The organism is Streptomyces sp. NPDC039736 (genome assembly GCF_055596485.1).
Genome location: NZ_JBVIUQ010000006.1, coordinates 1 through 20,058, shown reverse-complemented (window position 1 = coordinate 20,058; position 20,058 = coordinate 1). Strand labels below are relative to the sequence as shown.

Sequence of the window (20,058 nt, the reverse complement as noted above, 5' to 3'; positions counted from 1 at the left end):
AGCCCGAGTTCCACCATGCACCACGCCACTGACAACCGGCCCGGCACCGCCGCCGACCGGGGCCCGGCCGCACGCCGGCCCCGCACCCTGCTCGCCATGGCCCCCGGCCTGGCCGACCGGCTCCTCACCGAGGAGCAGCGGACCCGGCTGGCCCGGATCGCCGACACCGACCCGTACCTCGTCGCCCACGACCTGCACTCCCCCGCGTACGCCGGGGCCCTCGCGGAGGCGGAGGTGCTGCTCACCTGCTGGGGGGCGACGCCGCTCACCGCGCCGGTGCTGGAGCGGGCGCCCCGGCTGCGGGCGGTCGTGCACGCCGCCGGGTCGGTCAAGCACCACGTCACCCAGGCCTGCTGGGAGCGGAACATCGTGGTCAGCGCGGCCGCCGGAGCCAACGCGCTGCCGGTCGCCGAGTACACCCTCGCGGTGATCCTCCTCGCGGGGAAAGGGGTGGGGCGGGCCGCCCGGAGGTACCGGGAGCTGGACGGCGCCCCCCACGACTGGCGCACCGAACTGGCCGCCTGCGGCAACTACCGGCGCACGGTCGGGATCGTCGGGGCCTCCCGGATCGGGCGGCGGGTCATCGAGCTGCTGCGCCCCTTCGACGTGCACGTGCTGCTGTACGACCCGTACGTGAGCGACGCCGAGGCGGCGCGGCTGGGGGTGGAGCCGGCCGGGCTGGGCGAGCTGTGCGCCCGCAGTTCGGTGGTGTCCGTGCACGCGCCGCAGCTTCCGGAGACCCGGCACCTGATCGGGGCCGCCGAACTGGCGGCGATGCCGGACGGGGCGACGCTGGTCAACACCGCGCGGGGGGCGCTGGTGGACGAGGAGGCGCTGCTGGAACAGTTGCGGACCGGCCGGCTGGAGGCCGTACTCGATGTGACCGATCCGGAGCTTCCGCCGCCGGGCTCGCCGTTCTACACCCTGCCGAACGTGCTGCTCACCCCGCACCTGGCGGGGTCGTTCGGGAACGAGCTGCACCGGCTGGCGGAGCACGCGCTGGACGAGCTGGCGCGGTACGGGGCGGGGCTGCCGTTCGTGGAGCCGGTGCGGGCGGACGGGCTGGGGCGGTCGGCCTAGCACCCGCTTCGGGCTGTGCGCCCGGACGCGCCGAAGCCCGGCCCCCGTTCCGATGAACGGGGGCCGGGCTTCGGCGCGTGCGGCTGCCTACCGGGGCTCAGCCTCAGTGGGAGTGGCCGTGACCGTGGCCGTGGCCGCCGTCGGCCTCTTCCTCGGCCGGCTTCTCGACGACCAGGGTCTCGGTCGTGAGCAGCAGGGAGGCGATGGAGGCGGCGTTCTCCAGGGCGGAGCGCGTCACCTTGACCGGGTCGATGACGCCGGCCTTGACCAGGTCGCCGTACTCGCCGGTGGCGGCGTTGAAGCCCTGGCCCTTGTCGAGCTCGGCGACCTTGGAGGTGATGACGTAACCCTCGAGGCCGGCGTTCTCGGCGATCCAGCGCAGCGGCTCGACGGCGGCGCGGCGGACGACCGCGACACCCGTGGCCTCGTCGCCGGTCTTGTCGAGGTTGCCCTCCAGGACCTTGACGGCGTGGACGAGCGCGGAGCCACCACCGGAGACGATGCCCTCCTCGACCGCGGCGCGGGTCGCGGAGATGGCGTCCTCCAGACGGTGCTTCTTCTCCTTGAGCTCGACCTCGGTCGCGGCGCCGACCTTGATCACGCAGACACCGCCGGCGAGCTTCGCCAGGCGCTCCTGCAGCTTCTCGCGGTCCCAGTCGGAGTCCGTGGACTCGATCTCGGCCTTGATCTGGTTGACGCGGCCCTGCACGTCCTCGCTGTTGCCGCCGCCGTCGACGATCGTGGTGTCGTCCTTGGTGACGGTCACGCGGCGGGCGGTGCCCAGCACGTCCAGACCGGCCTGGTCGAGCTTGAGGCCGACCTCCTCGGCGATGACGGTGGCACCGGTGAGGGTGGCCATGTCGCCGAGCATCGCCTTGCGGCGGTCGCCGAAGCCGGGGGCCTTGACGGCCACGGCGTTGAACGTGCCACGGATCTTGTTGACGACGAGGGTGGAGAGCGCCTCGCCCTCGACGTCCTCGGCGATGATCAGCAGCGGCTTGGAGCTGCCGGCCTGGATGACCTTCTCGAGCAGCGGCAGCAGGTCCTGGATCGAACCGATCTTGCCCTGGTGGATCAGGATGTACGGGTCGTCGAGGACGGCCTCCATACGCTCCTGGTCGGTCACCATGTACGGCGACAGGTAGCCCTTGTCGAAGGCCATGCCCTCGGTGAAGTCGAGCTCCAGGCCGAAGGTGTTGGACTCCTCGACGGTGATGACACCGTCCTTGCCGACCTTGTCCATCGCCTCGGCGATGAGCTCGCCGACCTGCTGGTCCTGCGCGGAGAGCGCGGCCACGGCGGCGATGTCGGACTTGTCGTCGATCGGGCGGGCGGTCGCGAGGAGCTCCTCGGACACGGCCTTGACCGCGGCGTCGATGCCCTTCTTCAGGGCGGCCGGGGACGCGCCCGCGGCGACGTTGCGCAGACCCTCGCGGACGAGCGCCTGGGCCAGCACGGTGGCGGTGGTCGTACCGTCACCCGCGATGTCGTTGGTCTTGGTCGCCACCTCCTTCACGAGCTGGGCGCCGAGGTTCTCGTACGGGTCGTCGAGCTCGACCTCGCGGGCGATGGTGACACCGTCGTTGGTGATGGTCGGGGCGCCGAACTTCTTGTCGATGACGACGTTGCGGCCACGGGGGCCGATCGTCACCTTCACGGTGTCGGCAAGCTTGTTGACGCCGCGCTCAAGGGCGCGACGGGCGTCCTCGTCGAACTTCAGGATCTTCGCCATGGAGCTTTTCAAGTCCTCTCGGAATAACGAACTGCGGCACGTCGCAGATGCAGAAAACGAACTACGCCCCTCGCCGCCCGGCGTGTGAGCGGGGGCCAGGGGCGCAGTCCAAGAAATGCGGGAAGTGAGGTACTCCCCGGCCTGCTTACTTCTCGATGATGGCGAGAACGTCGCGGGCCGAGAGGACGAGGTACTCCTCGCCGCTGTACTTCACCTCGGTGCCGCCGTACTTGCTGTACAGCACCACGTCGCCGACGGATACGTCGAGCGGAAGGCGCTCGCCGTTCTCGAAGCGGCCCGGGCCCACGGCGAGGACGACGCCCTCCTGGGGCTTCTCCTTCGCGGTGTCCGGGATGACCAGGCCAGAGGCCGTGGTCTGCTCGGCGTCGAGCGGCTGGACCACGATGCGGTCCTCAAGCGGCTTGATGGCAACCTTGCTGGCGGTCGTCACGATCCGGTCTCCCCCTTCGGAGATCTCACGGGGTTAACAGTCTGGGGTGGCGACCAGGTGGATCCGTCGTCGCGGGTGCCGGACCTGCCCGTCGCTGTGTTGGCACTCTCCAGTGGTGAGTGCCAGAGCCGAGACTATGACGCGGTTAGCACTCGGTCAAGCGGAGTGCCAATTGAAGACCCCCGGGGGTGGCACGCGCGTGCCGGGAGCGGGGGAGGACGCGGGTCCGTTCGGGGCGTGCGGGTACGTTCGGGGGCCCGGGTCCGCTCCAAGGGGCCGGGCCCGTTCGAGGGGCCCGGGTCCGTTCTGGGAGCGCGGCGGCGGGAGCGCCGCTGCGGGCGGGGCCGGCCGCGGGCTAGAGGTAGTCCTCCAGGCGGGCGACAGTGAAGCCCTGGTCCTGGATGCGGCGGAGCATGCGGGTCGTCATCTCGGTGATCGTCGAGCCCTTGAGCTCGGCGGGGCCGCGGAAGTGGGCGAGGACGATGTCGCCCGGCTTGAGGCGCTTGCCCTCCGCGTACTGCATGTTGTGGATCTGCATGGACTCCCGCCACAGGACGAGTGCCTTCACCCCGCAGGTCCCGGCGGCGCGCACGGTGGCGTCGTTGTAGTTGCCGTACGGCGGGCGGAAGAGAGTGGGGCGGGTGCCGAAGTGCGCCGCGAGGCGGTCCTGCTGGTCGCAGATCTGCTTGCGCTGGGCCTCGTAGGGGAGGGTGCGGAGGTTGGCGTGGCCGGTGGTGTGGTTCTGGATCGTGCCGTTGCCCGCGTCGCGGAGCTTCTTGAAGTGGCCGTAGTCGCTCCCGGCGACGCTGTGCGTGAGGAACATGCTGATCGGCAGCTTCAGGTCGCCGACCATCTTGACGAACTCGGGGTCCTTCTCGGCTCCGTCGTCGTAGGTGAGGAAGACGACCTTGTCGTTCGTCTTCACCCGGTCCAGGACGACCGGGGGCCCGGAGGGCTTGAGGACGGGGGTGCGGTCCGGGGACGCCGGGGCCGGCGCGAGGGGCTTGGCGAGGCCCCAGCGGGTGTACGCCTCGGCCGGTACGCCCCGGGGGTCGAGGCGGGGGGCGGCGGGGGCGGGGTTGCCGGGGGCGGTGGGGGTCTCGCGGTTCGCGGCCTTCGAGGGCCCCTCCCCCACCCCCTCCCCGGAGCCTCCTCCGGAACAGCCGCTCGCCCCCACGGCCAGCACACCCGCCGCCACCGCTCCCGCCACCCACAGCCCCGGCCGGCGCACCCGTACTCCGCTCACTGCGTTCCTTCGCCCTTCGACAACGACCCGGCGCGCTGTGCCGGAGGGCGTGCGATTCCCGCTTCCCCGCTACGAGAGGGAAACCCGCCCCCACGCGTTCCCCCGCACGCCCACGACCTTGCACGAGAAGGTCACAGGGCCCGCCTCCCGGACGGGAGCCGGAAGGCCGGCCGGTGGCCGGTGGCCGCCTGCCGCCGGATCACACGTAGTCCTCCAGCTTGGCCACGGCGTATCCCCTCGCCGTGATCGTCTTCATGACCCGGCGGATCATGTCGGGCATGGAGCCCTTCCAGTCGTCCCGCCCCCGGAAGTGCGTGAGGACGATGTCGCCGGGGTGCAGGTCCTTGTCCCACTCCCGCCACTCCATCCGGTCGGGGAAGGCCTCCGCAGCCCACAGCGGCACCGCCTTGACCCCGCACGTCTTCGCGGCGACGAGGGTGTCCTTGTTGTAGTTGCCGTACGGCGGGCGGAACAGCGGGGGCCGCTTGCCGTAGCGCTTCTCGATGTTGGCCTGCTGGCCGCAGATCTCGCGCTTCTGCTGCCGGTAGGTCAGGCCGGGCAGGAAACGGTGGTTGAGGGTGTGGTTGTGCAGGGCGACGCCCTTGTCCTGCATCTTCTTGAAGTAGCCGTAGTCCTCCTTCACCAGGTAGTCGGAGAGGAACGAGCTGTACGGGATCTTCAGCTCGTCCATCATCCGGAGCAGCTCGGGGTCCTTCTCCGCTCCGTCGTCGATGGTCAGGAACACGACCCGGTCCTTGACCGGCACCGTCGTGAACACCGGCGGCAGGCCCTCCGCCACCTGCCCCTCCACCTCGAAGCCCTTGCGGGTCGTGAGCCTCGGCTTCACCTTCGGCGGCGCGGGTGCCGTCAGCGGTACCTGCACCAGCCCCCAGCGTCTGGCCGCCGCCGCCCTCGCCGCCTGGGCCCGCCGCGCCTTCTCCGCGGGTGAGAGCAGTGCGCCGGCCGCACCGTCGACCTCCCTCTCCTGCTCCTCGCCCCTCCCCTCCTTGCCGGTGCCGGACCCGCCCTGTCCGCCCGTCCGCTCTGCCGGGGTCGCGCACCCCGAGGCGATCGCGGCCGTGACCAGAACCGCTACGGCAATGCTGCCCCGTTTCCGCCCGACACCTCGGCAGTTGTCCACAGAGAGGCCTCTTTCTTCGTTTTGTCTTACAAGACGCATGGCGCCGCATCCTGTCAGCGCCCCACGCTCCGGACCGGACGACACCGCGAGCGAGTACGCACCGTCGCCCGCTCGGCCCACACGAGGCAGGCACCCGTACGGACGCCCGCGCGGCACCCGCACAGCCCGCGCGCGGCTCCCGCACCGCGCCCGCCCAGCGACCGGTGCTCTCCGGCTGGCCCACAATGGACCGGGTGAAGACCCCCTCCGCCGATGCCCGCACCAGCGCCGCCCCCACCCCCGACGCGGCCGCCGCGCCCGAAGCCGCCCTCGCCGCCCTCCTCACCCCCGAGGGGCAGGCCCTCCTCGCCGAGCTGCGCGACTACGACCCCGCCCAGGCCCTGGCCCTCGCGACCCGGCTGCGCCGCGACCACTCCCCCGAGCTGGTGTCGGCGGCCCTCGCCCAGGCCCGGCTGCGCCAGCGGGCGGCCGCCAAGTTCGGCCCCGAGGACGCACAGCGGATGTACTTCACCCCCAACGGCGTCGAGCAGTCGACCCGCAGGTCCGTCGCCGACCACCGCGCGGTCCGCTTCCACGCCATCGCCGCCGCACAACAAGCCGCCCGGCAAGCGGAGCAGCCGGCGGAGCGGCAGCCGGAGCAGCCGGCCCCCCAGCCGGCCGCCCGGCAAACGGACCCGCCGTCCGCACCGGGGCGAGCGGACCCCCCGACCCTCCAGCGCCCCCACACCGTCGACCTCTGCTCCGGCATCGGCGGCGACGCCCTCGCCCTGGCCCGCGCCGGCCTGCGCGTCACCGCCGTCGACCTGGACCCCGCCGCCTGCCTCGCCGCCCGTGCGAACGCCGAGGCCCTCCTCCCCGACCCCGCCGCGCTCCGCGTCGTACAGGCGGACGTCCTGACGTACGACACGGGCGGCGCGCACGCCCTGTTCCTCGATCCTGCCCGCCGGTCCACCAAGCGCGGCCGCATCTTCGACCCCGAGGCCTACTCCCCGCCCCTCTCCTTCTCCGTCGCGGCGGTGCGCGGGGCGGGCGCGGGCGCGATCAAGATCGCCCCCGGCATCCCGCACGAACTCGTCCCGGACGACTTCGAGGCGGAGTGGATCTCCGACCACGGCGACGTCAAGGAGGCCGTCCTCTGGCACGCGCCGCCCGGCAGCCCGCACCTCGCCCCCGGCGGCCGCCGCGCCACCCTGCTCCCCTCCGGGGCCTCCCTCCTCGGCCGCGGCCTGCCGAACCCCGACGTCCGCCCGCTGGGCCGTTACCTGTACGAGCCCGACGGCGCCGTCATCCGCGCCCACCTCGTCGCCGAGGTCGCCGAAGACCTCGACGGCGGCCTGATCGACGAGACCATCGCGTACGTCACCGCCGACGAGCTCCGCCCCACCCCCTACGCCACCCCGTACGCCATCACCGACCAACTCCCCTTCAGCGTGAAGAAGTTGAAGGCGCTCCTCCGTGAGCGCGAGGTCGGCGTCCTGACCGTCAAGAAGCGCGGCTCCGCCGTCGAGCCGGAGGAACTGCGCAAGAAGATGAAGCTCGCGGGCAGGAACTCCGCGACCGTCTTCCTCACCCGTGTCGCGGGCGCCCCCACCATGCTGGTCGGCCGGCCCGCCCAGGGGTGGGAACACGGCTCCGCTGGGTAGGCAGGCTCCCATGACACACATCGAGAAGGCTCTCGCCGAGTCGCTGAGCGTGCTGCGGCCCCATGCCGACACGTGCGACTGGTCGTCGTTACCGGCCGGTCCGCCGCAGCAGCGGATGGAGTGGTCCTGCTGGGAGACCGCCGCGCACATCGCGCACGACCTGGCCGCGTACGCGGGGCAGTTGGCGGCCCTCCCCGACGACGACTACCTGCCGTTCGACCTGGTGGTGCGTCCTGGAACTCCGCCCCGGGAAGTGCTCCGGGTGATCGAGGCGGCGGGCGGCATGCTCACGGGCGTCCTCGCCACCTCGGGCCCCGACGTGCGGGCGTTCCACTGGGGCCCGTGCGACCCGACGGGCTTCGAGGCGATGGGCGTCGCGGAGACGCTGCTGCACACGTACGACATCACCCAGGGCCTCGGCGTGACCTGGTCGCTCCCGGCCCGTCCGGCGGCGTACGCACTGGACCGGCTCTTCCCGGACGCCCCGTCGGGCGATCCCGCCGAGGTGCTGCTGTGGTGCACGGGACGCGGGGAGCTGCCGGGGCACAAGCGGCTCACGGAGTGGGTGTGGCAGGCGGCACGCGAGGGCTGACGCCCTTCCGACGGCCCCGGCCCGACAGGGCCCGCGCGAAACCGGGCCCGCCCCGCCCGGAACCAGTCGGCTCCCCCGGCCGTCCGGTGCCGGCCGGCTTCCCTACGCGAGGTCGGTCAGCTCGTCCGCGTACACCTGGGAGAGCGGCTGCGGCCCCACGTACTGCTGGCAGGTGCAGGTGCCCGCCTCGAAGCGGACCGGCTTCTTGTTCTCGTCCCAGGCGGTCGGCTTCTCGACCTCCTCGTGGCACTTCCCCGCCTTGTCGTGCTTGGCGAGGTGATGGGTGCAGCCGCAGACCGGCTCCGGGGGCCGGTTGGCCGCCTCGATCGCCTGGCGCTCCCTGCGCAGCATTTCGGCGCGCTCCAACTGCCGTGCGTGGCGGGTGGCGAGGGCCTGCCGTCCCGCGTTCGCGAGGCCGCCGAAGCCGCCCATCAGGAAGAAGATGAACAACCACCAGTACCAGGCCACCGTGCGCCCCTTTCCCCAGTCCGGCGTGTACGACCAGGGTACGCGGACGGGCCGACTGGGCTTCGGTGGCGAGCAGTTCCACCGCTCTCCCGCAGTGCGCGTGGACGTCGACGGCGGTCACGGCCTCGCTCTCGTCCGTCGCGGTCTCGTACGGAACTGCCACAGCGACGACGGGGCGGGACACGCGGACGGGCCGCCCGGCGAGGTGCCGGGCGGCCCGTGCCGGGCGGTGCCGCGTGGTGCCGCGACCGGCCCGCGGATCAGGCGGAGGGCGCCGCGTCGGCCGTGCGGTGACCGTTTGCGCACCAGCCCACGTACCCGAAGTTGTGCACGTACTTCGCGCTGAGCCAGCCCGAGCGGTCCCAGAGCTTGTACCAGAGGGCGTTGCCGTGGATGTTCTGGCCGCGCACCTTGCAGGCGAGGCGCACGATCGCGCCGTTCCGGTACGAGCCGACCTTCCGCGAGGAGGACGTGGGCCGCTCCCGTACGAACTGGCCGCCGTGCGCGGTCACCTTCCCGCCGACCCCGTGCATCACGGCCGCCTGCACCGCCCCCGTCCCCGCGGTCGCCGCGGGGGCGGCGGTGGCGGTCGTCGGCGCGCACACCGCGAGCGCCACCGCCATGGTCACTGCACCCAGCCCGGTCCGGGCCATCTTCAGCTGTACGGACATGTTCCTGCGACTCCTTCACGACGACGAGGGGCGATCCCTGGCGCCACCGAGTCTCACGTCGCATTGTCCGAAAAGCGGTCAACGCCACTCGGGAGTAAGCCGAACGGCTCAGCCCTGCTCCACCGACTCGAACCGCCACCTGTGCACGGCGCGCGTGATCAGCTCGGCCGCCGGTTCCGGGAGTTCGGGGAGCTCCGCGTCGTACGGAGCGTCCCACCAGGTCAGTACGAGGACCCGGTCCTGGGGGGCGCGCAGGATCTCCCGGCGCAGGGGCTCGGCCGCGAGCACCCGCGCCTGGGCCCGCGCCCACTCCAGCAGCTCGGCGCCCCTGCCCTCGGCGGCGCGGGCCTCCCACATCAGCGCGACGGTCATGAGTAGAGGTTGTCCTTGCTGATCTCGTGAACGTGGTCGTGCGCGTGCCCATGTCCGTGGCCGTGCCCGTGCCCGCCCTCGTGGCCCTCGTGACCCTCGCCGTGGGCGTGTCCGGGCACGTGCGGTTCCGTCACCGGCAGCGAGGAGTCCGCCGAGAGGTCCCAGTCCGAGGCGGCCCGTCCCCGGGCCACCATCTCCGCGCCCAGCGCCGCGACCATCGCGCCGTTGTCCGTGCACAGCCCCGGGCGCGGGACCCGCAGGGTGATGCCCGCCTTGTCGCAGCGTTCCTGGGCGAGCGCCCGCAGCCGGGAGTTCGCGGCCACGCCGCCGCCGATCATGAGGTGGTCGACGCCCTCGTCCCGGCAGGCGCGGACGGCCTTGCGGGTCAGCACGTCGACGACCGCCTCCTGGAAGGACGCCGCCACGTCCCGTACCGGCACCTCCTCGCCCGCGTTCCGCTTCGCCTCGATCCAGCGGGCCACGGAGGTCTTCAGACCGGAGAAGGAGAAGTCGTACGCCGGGTCGCGGGACCCGGTCAGACCGCGCGGGAAGTGGATGGCCTTCGGGTCGCCCTCGCGCGCGAGCCGGTCGATGACCGGGCCGCCGGGGAAGCCGAGCTGGAGCACCCGGGCGATCTTGTCGAACGCCTCGCCCGCCGCGTCGTCGATGGTGGCGCCCAGCGGGCGGACGTCGGAGGTGATGTCGGGGGCGAGCAGCAGCGACGAGTGCCCGCCGCTGACCAGCAGCGCCATGGTCGGCTCGGGCAGTTTGCCGTGTTCGAGCTGGTCGACGCAGATGTGCGAGGCGAGGTGGTTCACGCCGTACAGGGGCTTGCCCAGGGCGTACGCGTAGGCCTTGGCCGCCGTCGTGCCCACCAGCAGCGCGCCCGCGAGGCCGGGGCCCGCGGTGACGGCGATGCCGTCCAGGTCGGAGGCGGCGACCCCGGCGTCCTTCAGCGCCCGCTGGATGGTCGGGACCATCGCCTCCAGGTGTGCCCGGGAGGCGATCTCGGGGACGACTCCGCCGAAGCGGGCGTGCGTGTCGACGCTGGAGGCGACCGCGTCGGCGAGCAGCGTCGTACCGCGCACGATGCCGACGCCGGTCTCGTCGCAGGAGGTCTCGATGCCGAGGACCAGGGGCTCGTCGATACCGCTGACAAGGTTCATGGCTGGGTCTCTTCTGTCTCTTCGGTCGTCGTACGGCGCATCACGAGGGCGTCGACGTTGCCCGGCTGGTAGTAGCCCTTGCGGAAGCCGATCGGCTCGAAGCCGAAACGTTCGTACAGCTTCTGCGCGCGTGTGTTGTCGACCCGCACTTCGAGGAGCACCTCGGCGCACTCGAAGGCGGTCGCGTGCTTGAGCAGGTCGGTGAGCAGGCGGGCGCCGAGGCCGGTGCCCCACTGGTCGCGGGCGACCGCGATGGTCTGCACGTCGGCGAGGTCGCCGGCGGCGGCCAGGCCCGCGTACCCGACGAGGCGGCCGGTCGCCGGGTCCTCGGCGACGACGTAGCGGCGGGAGGCGCGGGGGCCGCGCGCGTACGCCAGCTCGGACCAGAACATCCCCGGCGACCAGGCGTCCTCGGGGAACAGCTCGTGTTCGAGTTCCAGCACGGGTTCGATGTCCCACCAGCGCATCTCGCGCAGGACGGCCGACCCGGTCTCCCCGGCGGTGGCGGCGGTCACGTGGGGGTGACCACCTTGTAGTTCTTCGGGACCTGCGCGTCGGGGCGGCGCAGGTAGAGCGGGAGCGGCGGCAGGAAGTCGCTGCCGGCCGCCAGCTTCTCGGCGGCCAGCGAGGCGAGGGCCGCGGCCGAGACGTGCTCGGGCCCGCGGGCGTCGGGGAAGGCCTCGGGGTACAGGAGCGCGCCCGCGCCGACCACGGGCAGGCCCGCAAGGGACTCGGCGATCTCGGCGGGCCGGTCGACGGCGGGCTCGGTGGCGCGGGTGCGCGCGTCGTCGTACCGGGCCCAGTAGACCTCCTTGCGGCGGGCGTCCGTCGCCACCGCGAAGGGCCCTTCCCGCCCGGTGGCGTACGCGAGGGCGTCGAGCGTGCACAGGCCGTGCACCGGCACGCCGAGCGCGAAGCCGAAGGTCTCGGCCGTCGCGAGGCCGACCCTCAGTCCCGTGTACGGGCCCGGGCCGACGCCGACGACCAGGCCGGTCACGGCGTCGAGCGTGCGGCCCGCCTCGCGGAGGGTCGCGTCGATCAGGGGCAGCAGCAGTTCCCCGTGCCTTCGGGCGTCGACCCGGGTGGTCTCGGCGACGACGGAGTCCCCGTCGTGGAGGGCGACGGTGACGGCGGGGGTGGCGGTATCAACGGCGAGCAGAAGCACACGAACAGCCTACGGCCCGCGCGGCACCGGCACGGCGTCCGGCCGCGCGGGCCGCCGGGACCGGGGAACTCCCCCGTCGCGCCGCGCGTTGTCCCCGTACGTTCCGACAACGTGTCGGGAAGATGTTGCATCGGGGGTGCGCGGCATGGTCACATGGGTCCCGAGAGACAGGTTAGGTCTACCTAACCACCATCCCGCTGCGCCTGCTCCCGTCGCCCCAGGAGGCGTCCATGTCGGCACCGGAACGAGAAGTCGAGAAGCCCATGACGCCTGCCGCCCCCGCCCCGGCTCCCGTCACGATGAGCGCCCTGCTGGCGTCCTGCGCCGCGGCCACGGCGGTGTCCACCCCGCCCCGGCAGGCATCGGCCCGGCCGGCCGCGCCCCGGGAGGCCGGGTCCCGGCAGGCCGCGTCCCGGGACGGCGAGAAGGGGACCGCCGGGCAGCGCGAAGCCGCCTAGGCGATCCCCTTCGGGGCGAGGGAAGATCCGGGGTTACGGGACGACGACGACCTTGACGCCGCCCGTCGCGAACTCCCAGACCTTGGTGCCGTCCTCCCGGCTGAGCCGCACCGCGCCCGTGCCCTCCTGCGGCTTCACGCCCGGGGTCGGCATGGTGCCGTCGACGGCGGCGCTGAAGCCGATCGTCACCCCGTCGACGTTCGCGAACCGCACCACGTGCTCCACGGGCTTGCCGTCCGATCCGGTGATCCGCTTCGAGCGGGTCGTCACCCGGTAGGTGTCCGGCGCCGGGCTGACCGCGCTCGGCGCGACCCGGTAGGTGGGCGGCTTGCTGCCCGGCTTGGCCGTGGAGTCCACCAGCCAGACCCGCTTGCCGGAGAGCGAGTACACCACCCGGGTGCCCTCGCCCGAGTCGGCGGGCAGCTCCAGCGGGGAGCGGGGCTTGGCGGGGCCCGTGGCGCCGGGCCTGGTGGGCGCGGCGGACGCGCTGGGCACGGCCACCGAGTCGGGGGCGTTCGCCGACGCCTGGTAGGCGAGGAAGCCGACGACGGCGAGTGCCCCCGCGGTGAGCCCGGCCACGATTCCCGAGCTGCTGCTAGCCACCTTGCTGCACCTTTCGATCAGCGCTGCGCTCAGCGCTTGGGTCCACCTGGTCGACGCTCCGGTCACGTCCCCGCAGGACGTCGTCGTGACGGTAGCAGCAGCCGTGCGGCCCGCCCGGACGACGTGCTTCCGCCGGGGGCCGCGTTTCGTCGCCGCCGGGGACCCGCGTTCCAGCGGGGCGGTCCGGCCGGTCCGGCCGGCCGGACGGTCCGCCCGCCCGGCGCGGTCAGGCCCCCAGGCCCGCCAGGTCCGCGTCCGCCCACCGGCCGCCGACGCCGGTCAGACGTACCGTCCGCACGTCGTCGTCCGTGTCGCCGGTCGCGCGGTCGATGACCACGTGCAGCCGGTCGTTGGAGAGCTCCTCGACCTTGCCGTCCCCCCACTCCACGACGATCACCGAGTCGGGCAGCGACACGTCCAGGTCGAGGTCCTCCATCTCGTCCAGACCGCCGCCGAGCCGGTACGCGTCCACGTGGACCAGCGCGGGCCCGTCGCCCAGCGGCGGGTGCACCCGGGCGATGACGAAGGTCGGCGAGGTGACGGCCCCGCGCACGCCCAGGCCCTCGCCGAGGCCCCGGGTCAGCGTGGTCTTGCCCGCGCCGAGTTCGCCGGTGAGCATCACGAGGTCGCCGGGGCGCAGCAGCTTCGCGAGCGCGCGCCCCAGGTCCCCCATGGCGGCGGGGGAGGTGACGGTCAGGGAGTGGGAGGAGGTGGCCGGGCCGTTCTCAGCGGCCCCGCTGCTGTGCGGTGCGTCCATGCTGTCCCACGGTAGTCGGCGGTACGGCCCCCACCCGACCCAGGAGTTCCGTCAGGCGTGCGGAGACCAGTTCCGGGTGCTCCAGCATCACCAGGTGGCCGGCGTCGGGGACGATCTCCAGCTCGGCGTCGGGCAGCAGCGCGGCGATGGCCTCGCTGTGCGAGCTGGGGGTGACCAGGTCCCTGGCGCCCGCCAGGACCAGTACCGGAAGCTGGGCGAAGTGCTGGAGCGCCGCCGTCTTGTCGTGGTCCTGGAAGGCCGGGTAGAACTCGGCGACCACGTCGATGGGCGTGCTCTCGATGAGCCGTTCCGCGAACCGGGCCACCGCCGGGTCGACGTCGCGCGACCCGAACGAGTACCTCTTCACGATCCCCGCGAACAGGTCGGCCGTCGCCCGCCGCCCCCGCTCCACCAGCTCCGTCTGCGAGCCCAGGGTGCGCAGCACGCGCGGCAGGACGCGGCGCACCGCGTTCATCCCCGCGACCGGCAGCCCGAAGTTGACCTCGCCCAGCCGCCCGGACGAGGTGCCGACGAGCGCCACGCCGACCACCCGTTCGCGGATCAGCTCCGGGAACCGGTCGGCCAGCGCCATCACCGTCATGCCGCCCATCGAGTGCCCCACCAGCACCAGCGGCCCCTCGGGGGCAGCCGCGTCGATGACGGCCCGCAGGTCCCGGCCGAGCTGGTCGATGCTGACCTGCTCGCCGCCGGCCTGCGCCGTTCCGCGCGCGGACCGGCCGTGGCTGCGCTGGTCCCAGTGCACGGTGCGGACGCGGCCGCGCAGGGCGGCGCGCTGGAAGTGCCAGGAGTCCTGGTTGAGGCAGTAGCCGTGGCTGAAGACGACGGTGACGGGCGGCCCGGCCCGGCGGCGGGAGCGGGCGCGCCGGGGCGGCCCTGCCCCGTCGCCGCCGCCCGCGGCTCCGCCCGCCGGGGCGGGGGAGGCGGACCCGAGGGTTCCGGCGCCGAGGCTCCCGACGCCTCCGCCGACGCCGCCGTCACTGCCGACACCGCTGTCGCTCGTGCTCCGCGGGTCGTCCACCTCGTAGTACAGCTCGGTGCCGTCGTCGGCGAGCGCCGTGCCCGGGGTGCCGCGCAGCGCCCCGTACGGGCCCGCCGCGTCCAGGGCGAGCCGGGCCTTCTTGCGCATCCCCCGCCCCACGGTGAGCCGCTCGACGGCCACCCCGGCGGCCGCGCCCGCGGCGAGCACGCCGATCGCGGCTCCGGCGAAACCCGCCCGGCGCCAGTTGCCCGGGGCCGCCGCGTCGGCCGCTTCGGCCGCCGTGCGTGCCGCGGCGGCGACGTCCTCCGCGCTGCTCCTGCTCACGTGCCGCTCCTCGCTGGTGCCTGCCGACGGACCGGAGTCCGCCGGTCCGTCGGGTCTACGGGATCATCCAACGCTCCCGCCCACGGGTCCAGGGGCGGCGTTCCGCCGGACTACCGGCCGCCCGGGGACGGGTCCTCGTCCAGGTGGACGCGGGGGACGCGGACGCCGATGCGGGTGACGATCTCGTACCCGATGGTGTCCGCCGCCCGCGCCCAGTCCTCCGCGGTCGGCTCGCCCCGTTCGCCCGAGCCGAACAGGATCGCTTGTGCCCCCGGTTCGACCGTTTCACCGTCGAGGTCCACCACGAACTGGTCCATGGCGATACGTCCGCTGGCGCGCCGCCACCGGCCGCCGACCAGCACCGGGCCGCGCCCGGACGCGTTGCGGGGGACGCCGTCCGCGTAACCGACGGGAATCAGGCCCAGGGTCGTGTCGCGCTCGGTGACGTAGTGGTGGCCGTAGCTGACGCCGTGCCCGGCGGGGACCTCCTTGACCAGCGCCACCGAAGCGGCCAGCCGCATCACCGGACGCAGCCCCAGCTCGGCGGGGGTGCCCAGCTCCGGGCTCGGGGAGAGCCCGTACATCGCGATGCCCGTGCGCACCAGGTCGAAGTGGGCGTGCGGGAGGGTCAGCGTGGCCGGGGAGTTGGCGATGTGCCGCACCTCCGGGTCCAGGCCCTGCTTCTCGGCGTACGCGACCATCTCGCGGAAGGCGGTGAGCTGGAGGTCGATCGAGGGGTGGCCGGGCTCGTCGGCGCACGCGAAGTGCGACCACAGGCCGGTGACCTCGACCAGGCCCTCGGTCTCGGCGGCGCGGGCGGCGGCGACCAGGTCGGGCCAGTCGGCGGGCTGGCAGCCGTTGCGGCCCAGTCCCGTGTCGGCCTTGAGCTGGATCTTCGCGGTACGGCCGAGGGCGCGGGCGGCGGCGGTGACCTCCTCCAGCGCCCACCTGCCGCTGACGCCCATGTCGAGTCCGGCCTCGATGCCGTCGGCCCACGGGTCGCCCGGCGTCCACAGCCAGCACATGACGCGGGCGTCGGCCTCGGTGATCCCGGCGGCGCGCAGCGCGAGCGCCTCCTGCGGGGTCGCGGTACCGAGCCAGGTCGCCCCGGCCTGCAGGGCGGCGCGGGCGCACGGCAGCGCCCCGTGCCCGTACGCGTCGGACTTCACGACGGCCATCAGCGCGGCGTGCGGGGCGCGCTCGCGCAGCGTGCGGACGTTGGCGCGGAGCGCGGCGAGGTCGATCTCGGCGCGGGCCCGCAGGGGAGGGGCCTGGGTCACCGGCTGGGGCACCGACTGGGTCATCGCCTGGCTCATCACGTCGTTCGGCACGCCGTGCGCTGCGGTGCCCGGCGCGGGGCGGGGAGCCCCGGTCGCCGCGCTCGTCACGGTCTCGGTCTTCGCGGTCATCGCCACCAAGTCTCGCAGAGGGGCGCGGTCCGGCCGGTCAGGCGGCCCGGGCCGCGACCGGGGCGACCGGCGCCACGCGCCGCCGCGCACACGTCTCTTCACGGAACGTCACGCTTTCGGCCCGCACGTTCACCCGCTCGGCAGGCCGTGCCTGGCGGGGCGGGCGTCGCGGCCGCCCGATGGACACAGCCGAAGGGTTCGTCCCCGCCGCACCGCGGGACCGGTCCCGCCGGTTCACGCCGTCCGCCGCATGCGGATCCGCGCACGCTGGAGGAGCTGAGAGACCATGAAGCGCGCCCCCCTCGCCCGTCTGACCGCCCTGGCCGGTGTCGCCGCCGTCGCGCTCACCGCCCTGCCCGCGGCGTCCGCCGTCGCCGCGCCCGTCGCCGCGTCACCCGCCGGGACGCGTGCCCCGGAGCCCCCGTGCACGGCGCCCACGGGCCCGTACCAGGCGGAACTGGAGCGCAAGCTGAAGCTGAAGGTCGACGGGAAGCAGTCGACGGCGGACTGCGTGGCCATCCGCAAGCTCCAGCGGGAGCTGAACATCGCCCCGGCGGACGGGCGCGCCACCGCCAAGACGCACGGTCTCCTGCTGGTCCGCGAGGCCCGGAAGAACCCGAACGCGGCGGGCAGATGCCCGGTCCGCAGCTACTCGGTGACCTGTGTGGACCTGCCCCGCCAGCTCCTGTGGGTGCAGGTCGGCAAGAAGGTCACCTTCGCGCCGGTGCCGATCCGCAGCGGCATCCGGGGGCTGGAGACGCGGGTCGGCTGGCACCGGGTCTACTGGCGTCACAAGAACCACTTCTCCACCATCTACGACAACGCGCCCATGCCGTACAGCCAGTTCTTCAGCGGCGGGCAGGCGCTGCACGGCACGTACGGCGACCTCTTCGAGTCGGGCTCCGGGGGGTGCGTGAACCTGTACGTGGAGGACGCGGAACGTCTCTGGAAGAAGCTGGGCGTGGGCAGCCGGATCTACGTCTGGGGGGCCAAGCCGGGGACGAACGTGCGGTATCGGGACGGGCGGCGGCTGACGGACGAGGAGCTGATCGTGAAGTACTCGGGCAGCCAGTCCATCCCGGTCGACTGGGACCTGACCACCCCGCTCACCCCCACCCGGCCCTGACCCATTCCCTCGGGACCCGTCCCGCCCCCTCCCCGCGCCCCTGGCGGGGCGCCACCCCCGGCTCCCCGCAGCCCTGTAGGGGGGCGGGCGCCCACGCCCCCCTACCCCACCTCCGCCACACTCCTCCACGCCGCCCCCAGCGCCTCCGCCACGTCGCCCGCCGTCACCGGCGCCCCCCGCCCCGCCGACCTCGCCGCCAGCCCGTGCAGATAGGCCCCCGCCGACGCCGCGTCCAGCGGTGCGAGCCCCGCCGCCAGCAGTGACCCGATCAGCCCCGCCAGCACGTCCCCGCTGCCCGCGGTCGCCAGCCACGGCGTCCCCGTCGGGTTGACCCGCACCGGGCCGCCCCCGGACGCCACCACCGTCGTCGACCCCTTGAGCAGCACCGTCGCCCCGTACCGCACCGCCAGCCGCCGCGCCGCGTCCAGCCGTCGCGCCTCGACCTCCTCCCGCGCGACCCCGAGCAGCCGCGCCGCCTCCCCCGCGTGCGGGGTCAGCACCACCGGCGCGTCCCGTCCCCGTACCGCGTCCGGTTCGAGCGCCCCCAGCGCGTCCGCGTCCACGAGGACCGGCACGTCCGAGGCCAGCACCTCCTCCAGGGCCCCCGCCACCCCGTCGTCGAGGCCCGGCCCGATCACCCAGGACTGCACCCGGCCCGCCCCGCCGGGCTTCCCGTCGTGCACCAGCACCTCGGGGTGGCGGGCGAGCACCGCGTTCCCGCCGCCGCCCACGTAACGCACCGCGCCCGCGCCGCCGCGCACCGCCCCGCCGACGCACAGCACGGCCGCCCCGGGATACTTCGCCGACCCGGCGACCACCCCGACCACCCCCCGCCGGTACTTGTCGCTCTCGGCGTCCGGCACCGGCAGCAGCCGTGCCACGTCGGCGTGCTGGAGCGCCTCCACGTCGGCCGGGACGCCCAGGTCGAGCCCGATGTCGACCAGCCGCACCACCCCCGCGTACGTGCGCGCCGGATCGACCAGGAGTCCCGGCTTGTACGCCCCGAAGGTCACCGTCGCGTCCGCCCGCACGCACTCCCCGGCCACCTCCCCGGTGTCCGCGTCGACGCCGCTCGGCAGGTCCACGGCGACCACCACGGCCCCCGAGTCCCGGGCCGCCCGCGCCAGCGGCAGCGCCTCCGCGCGCAGGCCGCCGCGCCCGCCGATGCCGACGATCCCGTCGAGGACGAGGTCGGCGCGGGCGAGGACCTCGTGCGCGCCGTACCGTCCGGCCACGTCACCGGCCGTTCCGTCGTGCGGGCCCGTCAGGATCCGGCCGCCCGCCGCGCGCAGCGCCGCGAGGCCGCCCGGGTGGGTGCGGCCGGGGGCGAGCAGCACCGCCGTCACCCCGGCCCCGCGCCGGGCGAGCCCGGCCCCCGCGTACAGCGTGTCGCCGCCGTTGTCGCCGCTGCCGACGAGCAGCACGACCCGTGCCCCGTACACCCTCCGATCCAGCAGGTCGGCGCAGGCGGCGGCCAGTCCGGCGGCGGCGCGCCGCATCAGCGCGCCCTCCGGGAGCCTGGCCATGGCCTCCCGCTCGGCGGTCCTCACGGTCTCGACTCGGTGTGCGGTACGCATGCCTCCGAGTCTGCCGCAGAACGCGCGGCGCAACCCGTCCGGCCCGGCGGCACGGCCCCGCCGGGCCCCGCCGGCTCACCCCTCCGCGATCACCACCGCCGAAGCCACCCCCGCGTCATGGCTGAGCGACACGTGCCAGGAGCGCACCCCCAGCGCCTCCGCCCGCGCCGCCACCGTCCCCTTCACCCGCAGCCGGGGCTGCCCGCTCTCCTCGACGTACACCTCCGCGTCCGTCCACAGCAGCCCCGCCGGCGCCCCCAGCGCCTTGGCCAGCGCCTCCTTGGCCGCGAACCGCGCCGCCAGCGAGGCCACCCCGCGCCGCTCCCCGCTCGGCAGGTTCAACTCGCTCGGCACGAACAGCCGTTCAGCCATCTGCGGCGTACGCGCCAACGCGGCCCCGAACCTGTCGATCTCGGCCACATCGATCCCGACCCCAACAATCACGCGCCCACTCCAGCCAGCTCATTCCACCGTCACGGACTTCGCCAGATTCCTCGGCTGGTCCACCTCATTGCCCCGCGCCGTCGCCAGCTCGCACGCGAACACCTGCAGGGGCACCGTCGTCACCAACGGCTGGAGAAGCGTAGGCGTCCTCGGCACCCGGACCAGGTGGTCCGCGTACGGCACGACCTCCTCGTCCCCCTCCTCGGCGATCACGACGGTCCGCGCCCCCCGTGCCCGCACCTCCTGGATGTTCGACACGACCTTGCCGTGCAGCACCGCCTGTTCCCTGGCCGGCGGCACCACCACGACCACCGGCGTCCCGTCCTCCACCAGCGCGATCGGCCCGTGCTTCAGCTCCCCCGCCGCGAACCCCTCCGCGTGCATGTACGCCAGTTCCTTCAGCTTCAGCGCCCCCTCCAGCGCCACCGGGTACCCGACGTGCCGGCCGAGGAAGAGCACGGTGTTCCGATCCGCCAGCGACCGGGCCAGCTCCCGCACGGGCTCCATCGTCGCGAGCACCTCCTGCACGGCCCCGGAGATCCCCGCCAACTCGCCCACCGCGTCCCGCACTTCGTGCCCCCGCGCGCTTCCCCGTACCTGCCCCAGGTACAGCGCCACCAGGTAGCAGGCCAC

At 73.9% G+C, this 20,058-nt stretch carries 22 protein-coding genes; 5 read left to right on the top strand and 17 right to left on the bottom strand.

Going from position 1 to position 20,058, the window contains the following annotated elements; all coding sequences use genetic code 11:
• The first annotated feature begins 15 nt into the window (after nt 1-15).
• Nucleotides 16-1,080 carry a hydroxyacid dehydrogenase gene (locus tag ACZ56L_RS19560; RefSeq protein WP_471065269.1) on the top strand — a complete coding sequence of 355 codons (1,065 nt, stop codon included), beginning with the start codon at nt 16-18 and terminating at the stop codon, nt 1,078-1,080.
• A 103-nt stretch (nt 1,081-1,183) separates the two neighbouring features.
• Here the strand turns inward: ACZ56L_RS19560 and groL are convergent, their stop codons facing one another.
• From groL to ACZ56L_RS19540, 4 genes are all read right to left on the bottom strand, one after another.
• Nucleotides 1,184-2,812 (bottom strand): chaperonin GroEL, encoded by a 1,629-nt coding sequence (gene groL / locus ACZ56L_RS19555; RefSeq protein WP_468686469.1) that lies wholly within the window; start codon nt 2,810-2,812, stop codon nt 1,184-1,186.
• Between the two features lie 145 nt (nt 2,813-2,957).
• A complete protein-coding gene (gene groES / locus ACZ56L_RS19550; protein WP_345229175.1) occupies nt 2,958-3,266 on the bottom strand; it encodes a co-chaperone GroES in 309 nt (102 codons plus the stop codon).
• A 352-nt stretch (nt 3,267-3,618) separates the two neighbouring features.
• The gene (locus tag ACZ56L_RS19545) at nt 3,619-4,509 is read right to left on the bottom strand and encodes a polysaccharide deacetylase family protein (RefSeq protein WP_471065266.1); all 891 of its coding nucleotides are present in this window, start codon (nt 4,507-4,509) and stop codon (nt 3,619-3,621) included.
• Nucleotides 4,510-4,708: 199 nt separating this feature from the next.
• A complete protein-coding gene (locus tag ACZ56L_RS19540) occupies nt 4,709-5,689 on the bottom strand; it encodes a polysaccharide deacetylase family protein (RefSeq protein ID WP_471065264.1) in 981 nt (326 codons plus the stop codon).
• 185 nt (nt 5,690-5,874) lie between these two features.
• Between ACZ56L_RS19540 and ACZ56L_RS19535 the strand changes: the two genes are divergently transcribed.
• Nucleotides 5,875-7,293 carry a class I SAM-dependent methyltransferase gene (locus ACZ56L_RS19535; RefSeq protein WP_471065262.1) on the top strand — a complete coding sequence of 473 codons (1,419 nt, stop codon included), beginning with the start codon at nt 5,875-5,877 and terminating at the stop codon, nt 7,291-7,293.
• Nucleotides 7,294-7,303: 10 nt separating this feature from the next.
• Entirely contained in the window at nt 7,304-7,885 is a 582-nt protein-coding gene (locus tag ACZ56L_RS19530; protein ID WP_468686463.1) for a hypothetical protein, read from the top strand.
• Between the two features lie 102 nt (nt 7,886-7,987).
• On the opposite strand, the gene ACZ56L_RS19525 is transcribed toward ACZ56L_RS19530, so the two are convergent.
• From ACZ56L_RS19525 to tsaB, 6 genes are all read right to left on the bottom strand, one after another.
• Entirely contained in the window at nt 7,988-8,353 is a 366-nt protein-coding gene (locus ACZ56L_RS19525; protein ID WP_471065260.1) for a hypothetical protein, read from the bottom strand.
• A 260-nt stretch (nt 8,354-8,613) separates the two neighbouring features.
• Nucleotides 8,614-9,024 carry an SH3 domain-containing protein gene (locus ACZ56L_RS19520; protein WP_471065258.1) on the bottom strand — a complete coding sequence of 137 codons (411 nt, stop codon included), beginning with the start codon at nt 9,022-9,024 and terminating at the stop codon, nt 8,614-8,616.
• 108 nt (nt 9,025-9,132) lie between these two features.
• Nucleotides 9,133-9,396, bottom strand: coding sequence for a hypothetical protein (locus ACZ56L_RS19515; RefSeq protein ID WP_345228918.1), 264 nt, complete (start codon nt 9,394-9,396; stop codon nt 9,133-9,135).
• The gene (tsaD, locus tag ACZ56L_RS19510; RefSeq protein WP_471065255.1) at nt 9,393-10,562 is read right to left on the bottom strand and encodes a tRNA (adenosine(37)-N6)-threonylcarbamoyltransferase complex transferase subunit TsaD; all 1,170 of its coding nucleotides are present in this window, start codon (nt 10,560-10,562) and stop codon (nt 9,393-9,395) included. The genes ACZ56L_RS19515 and tsaD overlap by 4 nt, the downstream gene beginning before the upstream one ends.
• On the bottom strand, nt 10,559-11,029 hold the full coding sequence (rimI, locus tag ACZ56L_RS19505) for a ribosomal protein S18-alanine N-acetyltransferase (protein WP_345229176.1): 471 nt from the start codon (nt 11,027-11,029) through the stop codon (nt 10,559-10,561). The genes tsaD and rimI overlap by 4 nt, the downstream gene beginning before the upstream one ends.
• Before the next feature lie 44 nt (nt 11,030-11,073).
• Complete coding sequence (gene tsaB / locus ACZ56L_RS19500; protein WP_345228920.1) at nt 11,074-11,727, bottom strand: tRNA (adenosine(37)-N6)-threonylcarbamoyltransferase complex dimerization subunit type 1 TsaB; 654 nt, start codon at nt 11,725-11,727, stop codon at nt 11,074-11,076.
• Between the two features lie 230 nt (nt 11,728-11,957).
• Here tsaB and ACZ56L_RS19495 point away from each other — a divergent pair, with 230 nt between their 5' ends.
• Complete coding sequence (locus tag ACZ56L_RS19495; RefSeq protein WP_468686451.1) at nt 11,958-12,185, top strand: hypothetical protein; 228 nt, start codon at nt 11,958-11,960, stop codon at nt 12,183-12,185.
• Between the two features lie 33 nt (nt 12,186-12,218).
• Here the strand turns inward: ACZ56L_RS19495 and ACZ56L_RS19490 are convergent, their stop codons facing one another.
• The 4 genes from ACZ56L_RS19490 to alr all read right to left on the bottom strand — a co-directional run bounded on the left by ACZ56L_RS19490 (nt 12,219) and on the right by alr (nt 16,173).
• Nucleotides 12,219-12,788 (bottom strand): hypothetical protein, encoded by a 570-nt coding sequence (locus ACZ56L_RS19490; RefSeq protein ID WP_471065252.1) that lies wholly within the window; start codon nt 12,786-12,788, stop codon nt 12,219-12,221.
• A 226-nt stretch (nt 12,789-13,014) separates the two neighbouring features.
• The gene (gene tsaE / locus ACZ56L_RS19485; protein ID WP_471065250.1) at nt 13,015-13,545 is read right to left on the bottom strand and encodes a tRNA (adenosine(37)-N6)-threonylcarbamoyltransferase complex ATPase subunit type 1 TsaE; all 531 of its coding nucleotides are present in this window, start codon (nt 13,543-13,545) and stop codon (nt 13,015-13,017) included.
• Nucleotides 13,514-14,869, bottom strand: coding sequence for an alpha/beta fold hydrolase (locus tag ACZ56L_RS19480; RefSeq protein WP_471065248.1), 1,356 nt, complete (start codon nt 14,867-14,869; stop codon nt 13,514-13,516). The genes tsaE and ACZ56L_RS19480 overlap by 32 nt, the downstream gene beginning before the upstream one ends.
• 110 nt (nt 14,870-14,979) lie before the next feature.
• Nucleotides 14,980-16,173 carry an alanine racemase gene (gene alr / locus ACZ56L_RS19475; RefSeq protein WP_345229177.1) on the bottom strand — a complete coding sequence of 398 codons (1,194 nt, stop codon included), beginning with the start codon at nt 16,171-16,173 and terminating at the stop codon, nt 14,980-14,982.
• Nucleotides 16,174-16,564: 391 nt separating this feature from the next.
• On the opposite strand from alr, the gene ACZ56L_RS19470 reads away from it, so the two are divergent.
• A complete protein-coding gene (locus ACZ56L_RS19470) occupies nt 16,565-17,404 on the top strand; it encodes a L,D-transpeptidase (protein WP_401756743.1) in 840 nt (279 codons plus the stop codon).
• A gap of 101 nt (nt 17,405-17,505) precedes the next feature.
• Here the strand turns inward: ACZ56L_RS19470 and ACZ56L_RS19465 are convergent, their stop codons facing one another.
• From ACZ56L_RS19465 to ACZ56L_RS19455, 3 genes are all read right to left on the bottom strand, one after another.
• Complete coding sequence (locus tag ACZ56L_RS19465; RefSeq protein ID WP_471065246.1) at nt 17,506-18,981, bottom strand: NAD(P)H-hydrate dehydratase; 1,476 nt, start codon at nt 18,979-18,981, stop codon at nt 17,506-17,508.
• A 75-nt stretch (nt 18,982-19,056) separates the two neighbouring features.
• Nucleotides 19,057-19,425, bottom strand: coding sequence for a holo-ACP synthase (locus tag ACZ56L_RS19460; protein ID WP_468686443.1), 369 nt, complete (start codon nt 19,423-19,425; stop codon nt 19,057-19,059).
• A gap of 18 nt (nt 19,426-19,443) precedes the next feature.
• On the bottom strand, nt 19,444-20,058 hold a 615-nt coding region (locus ACZ56L_RS19455), incomplete at its 5' end, for an SIS domain-containing protein (protein WP_471065244.1).

Bases quoted from the DNA above. Each gene is read 5' to 3' on its own strand.
- ACZ56L_RS19465 (WP_471065246.1), bottom strand. From the start codon at position 18,981: ATGCGTACCGCACACCGAGTCGAGACCGTGAGGACCGCCGAGCGGGAG.
- ACZ56L_RS19560 (WP_471065269.1), top strand. From the start codon at position 16: ATGCACCACGCCACTGACAACCGGCCCGGCACCGCCGCCGACCGGGGC.
- ACZ56L_RS19470 (WP_401756743.1), top strand. From the start codon at position 16,565: ATGAAGCGCGCCCCCCTCGCCCGTCTGACCGCCCTGGCCGGTGTCGCC.
- ACZ56L_RS19495 (WP_468686451.1), top strand. From the start codon at position 11,958: ATGTCGGCACCGGAACGAGAAGTCGAGAAGCCCATGACGCCTGCCGCC.
- rimI (WP_345229176.1), bottom strand. From the start codon at position 11,029: ATGCGCTGGTGGGACATCGAACCCGTGCTGGAACTCGAACACGAGCTG.
- groL (WP_468686469.1), bottom strand. From the start codon at position 2,812: ATGGCGAAGATCCTGAAGTTCGACGAGGACGCCCGTCGCGCCCTTGAG.
- ACZ56L_RS19515 (WP_345228918.1), bottom strand. From the start codon at position 9,396: ATGACCGTCGCGCTGATGTGGGAGGCCCGCGCCGCCGAGGGCAGGGGC.
- ACZ56L_RS19530 (WP_468686463.1), top strand. From the start codon at position 7,304: ATGACACACATCGAGAAGGCTCTCGCCGAGTCGCTGAGCGTGCTGCGG.
- tsaD (WP_471065255.1), bottom strand. From the start codon at position 10,562: ATGAACCTTGTCAGCGGTATCGACGAGCCCCTGGTCCTCGGCATCGAG.
- ACZ56L_RS19535 (WP_471065262.1), top strand. From the start codon at position 5,875: ATGGACCGGGTGAAGACCCCCTCCGCCGATGCCCGCACCAGCGCCGCC.
- ACZ56L_RS19520 (WP_471065258.1), bottom strand. From the start codon at position 9,024: ATGTCCGTACAGCTGAAGATGGCCCGGACCGGGCTGGGTGCAGTGACC.
- alr (WP_345229177.1), bottom strand. From the start codon at position 16,173: ATGACCCAGTCGGTGCCCCAGCCGGTGACCCAGGCCCCTCCCCTGCGG.
- ACZ56L_RS19540 (WP_471065264.1), bottom strand. From the start codon at position 5,689: ATGCGTCTTGTAAGACAAAACGAAGAAAGAGGCCTCTCTGTGGACAAC.
- tsaE (WP_471065250.1), bottom strand. From the start codon at position 13,545: ATGGACGCACCGCACAGCAGCGGGGCCGCTGAGAACGGCCCGGCCACC.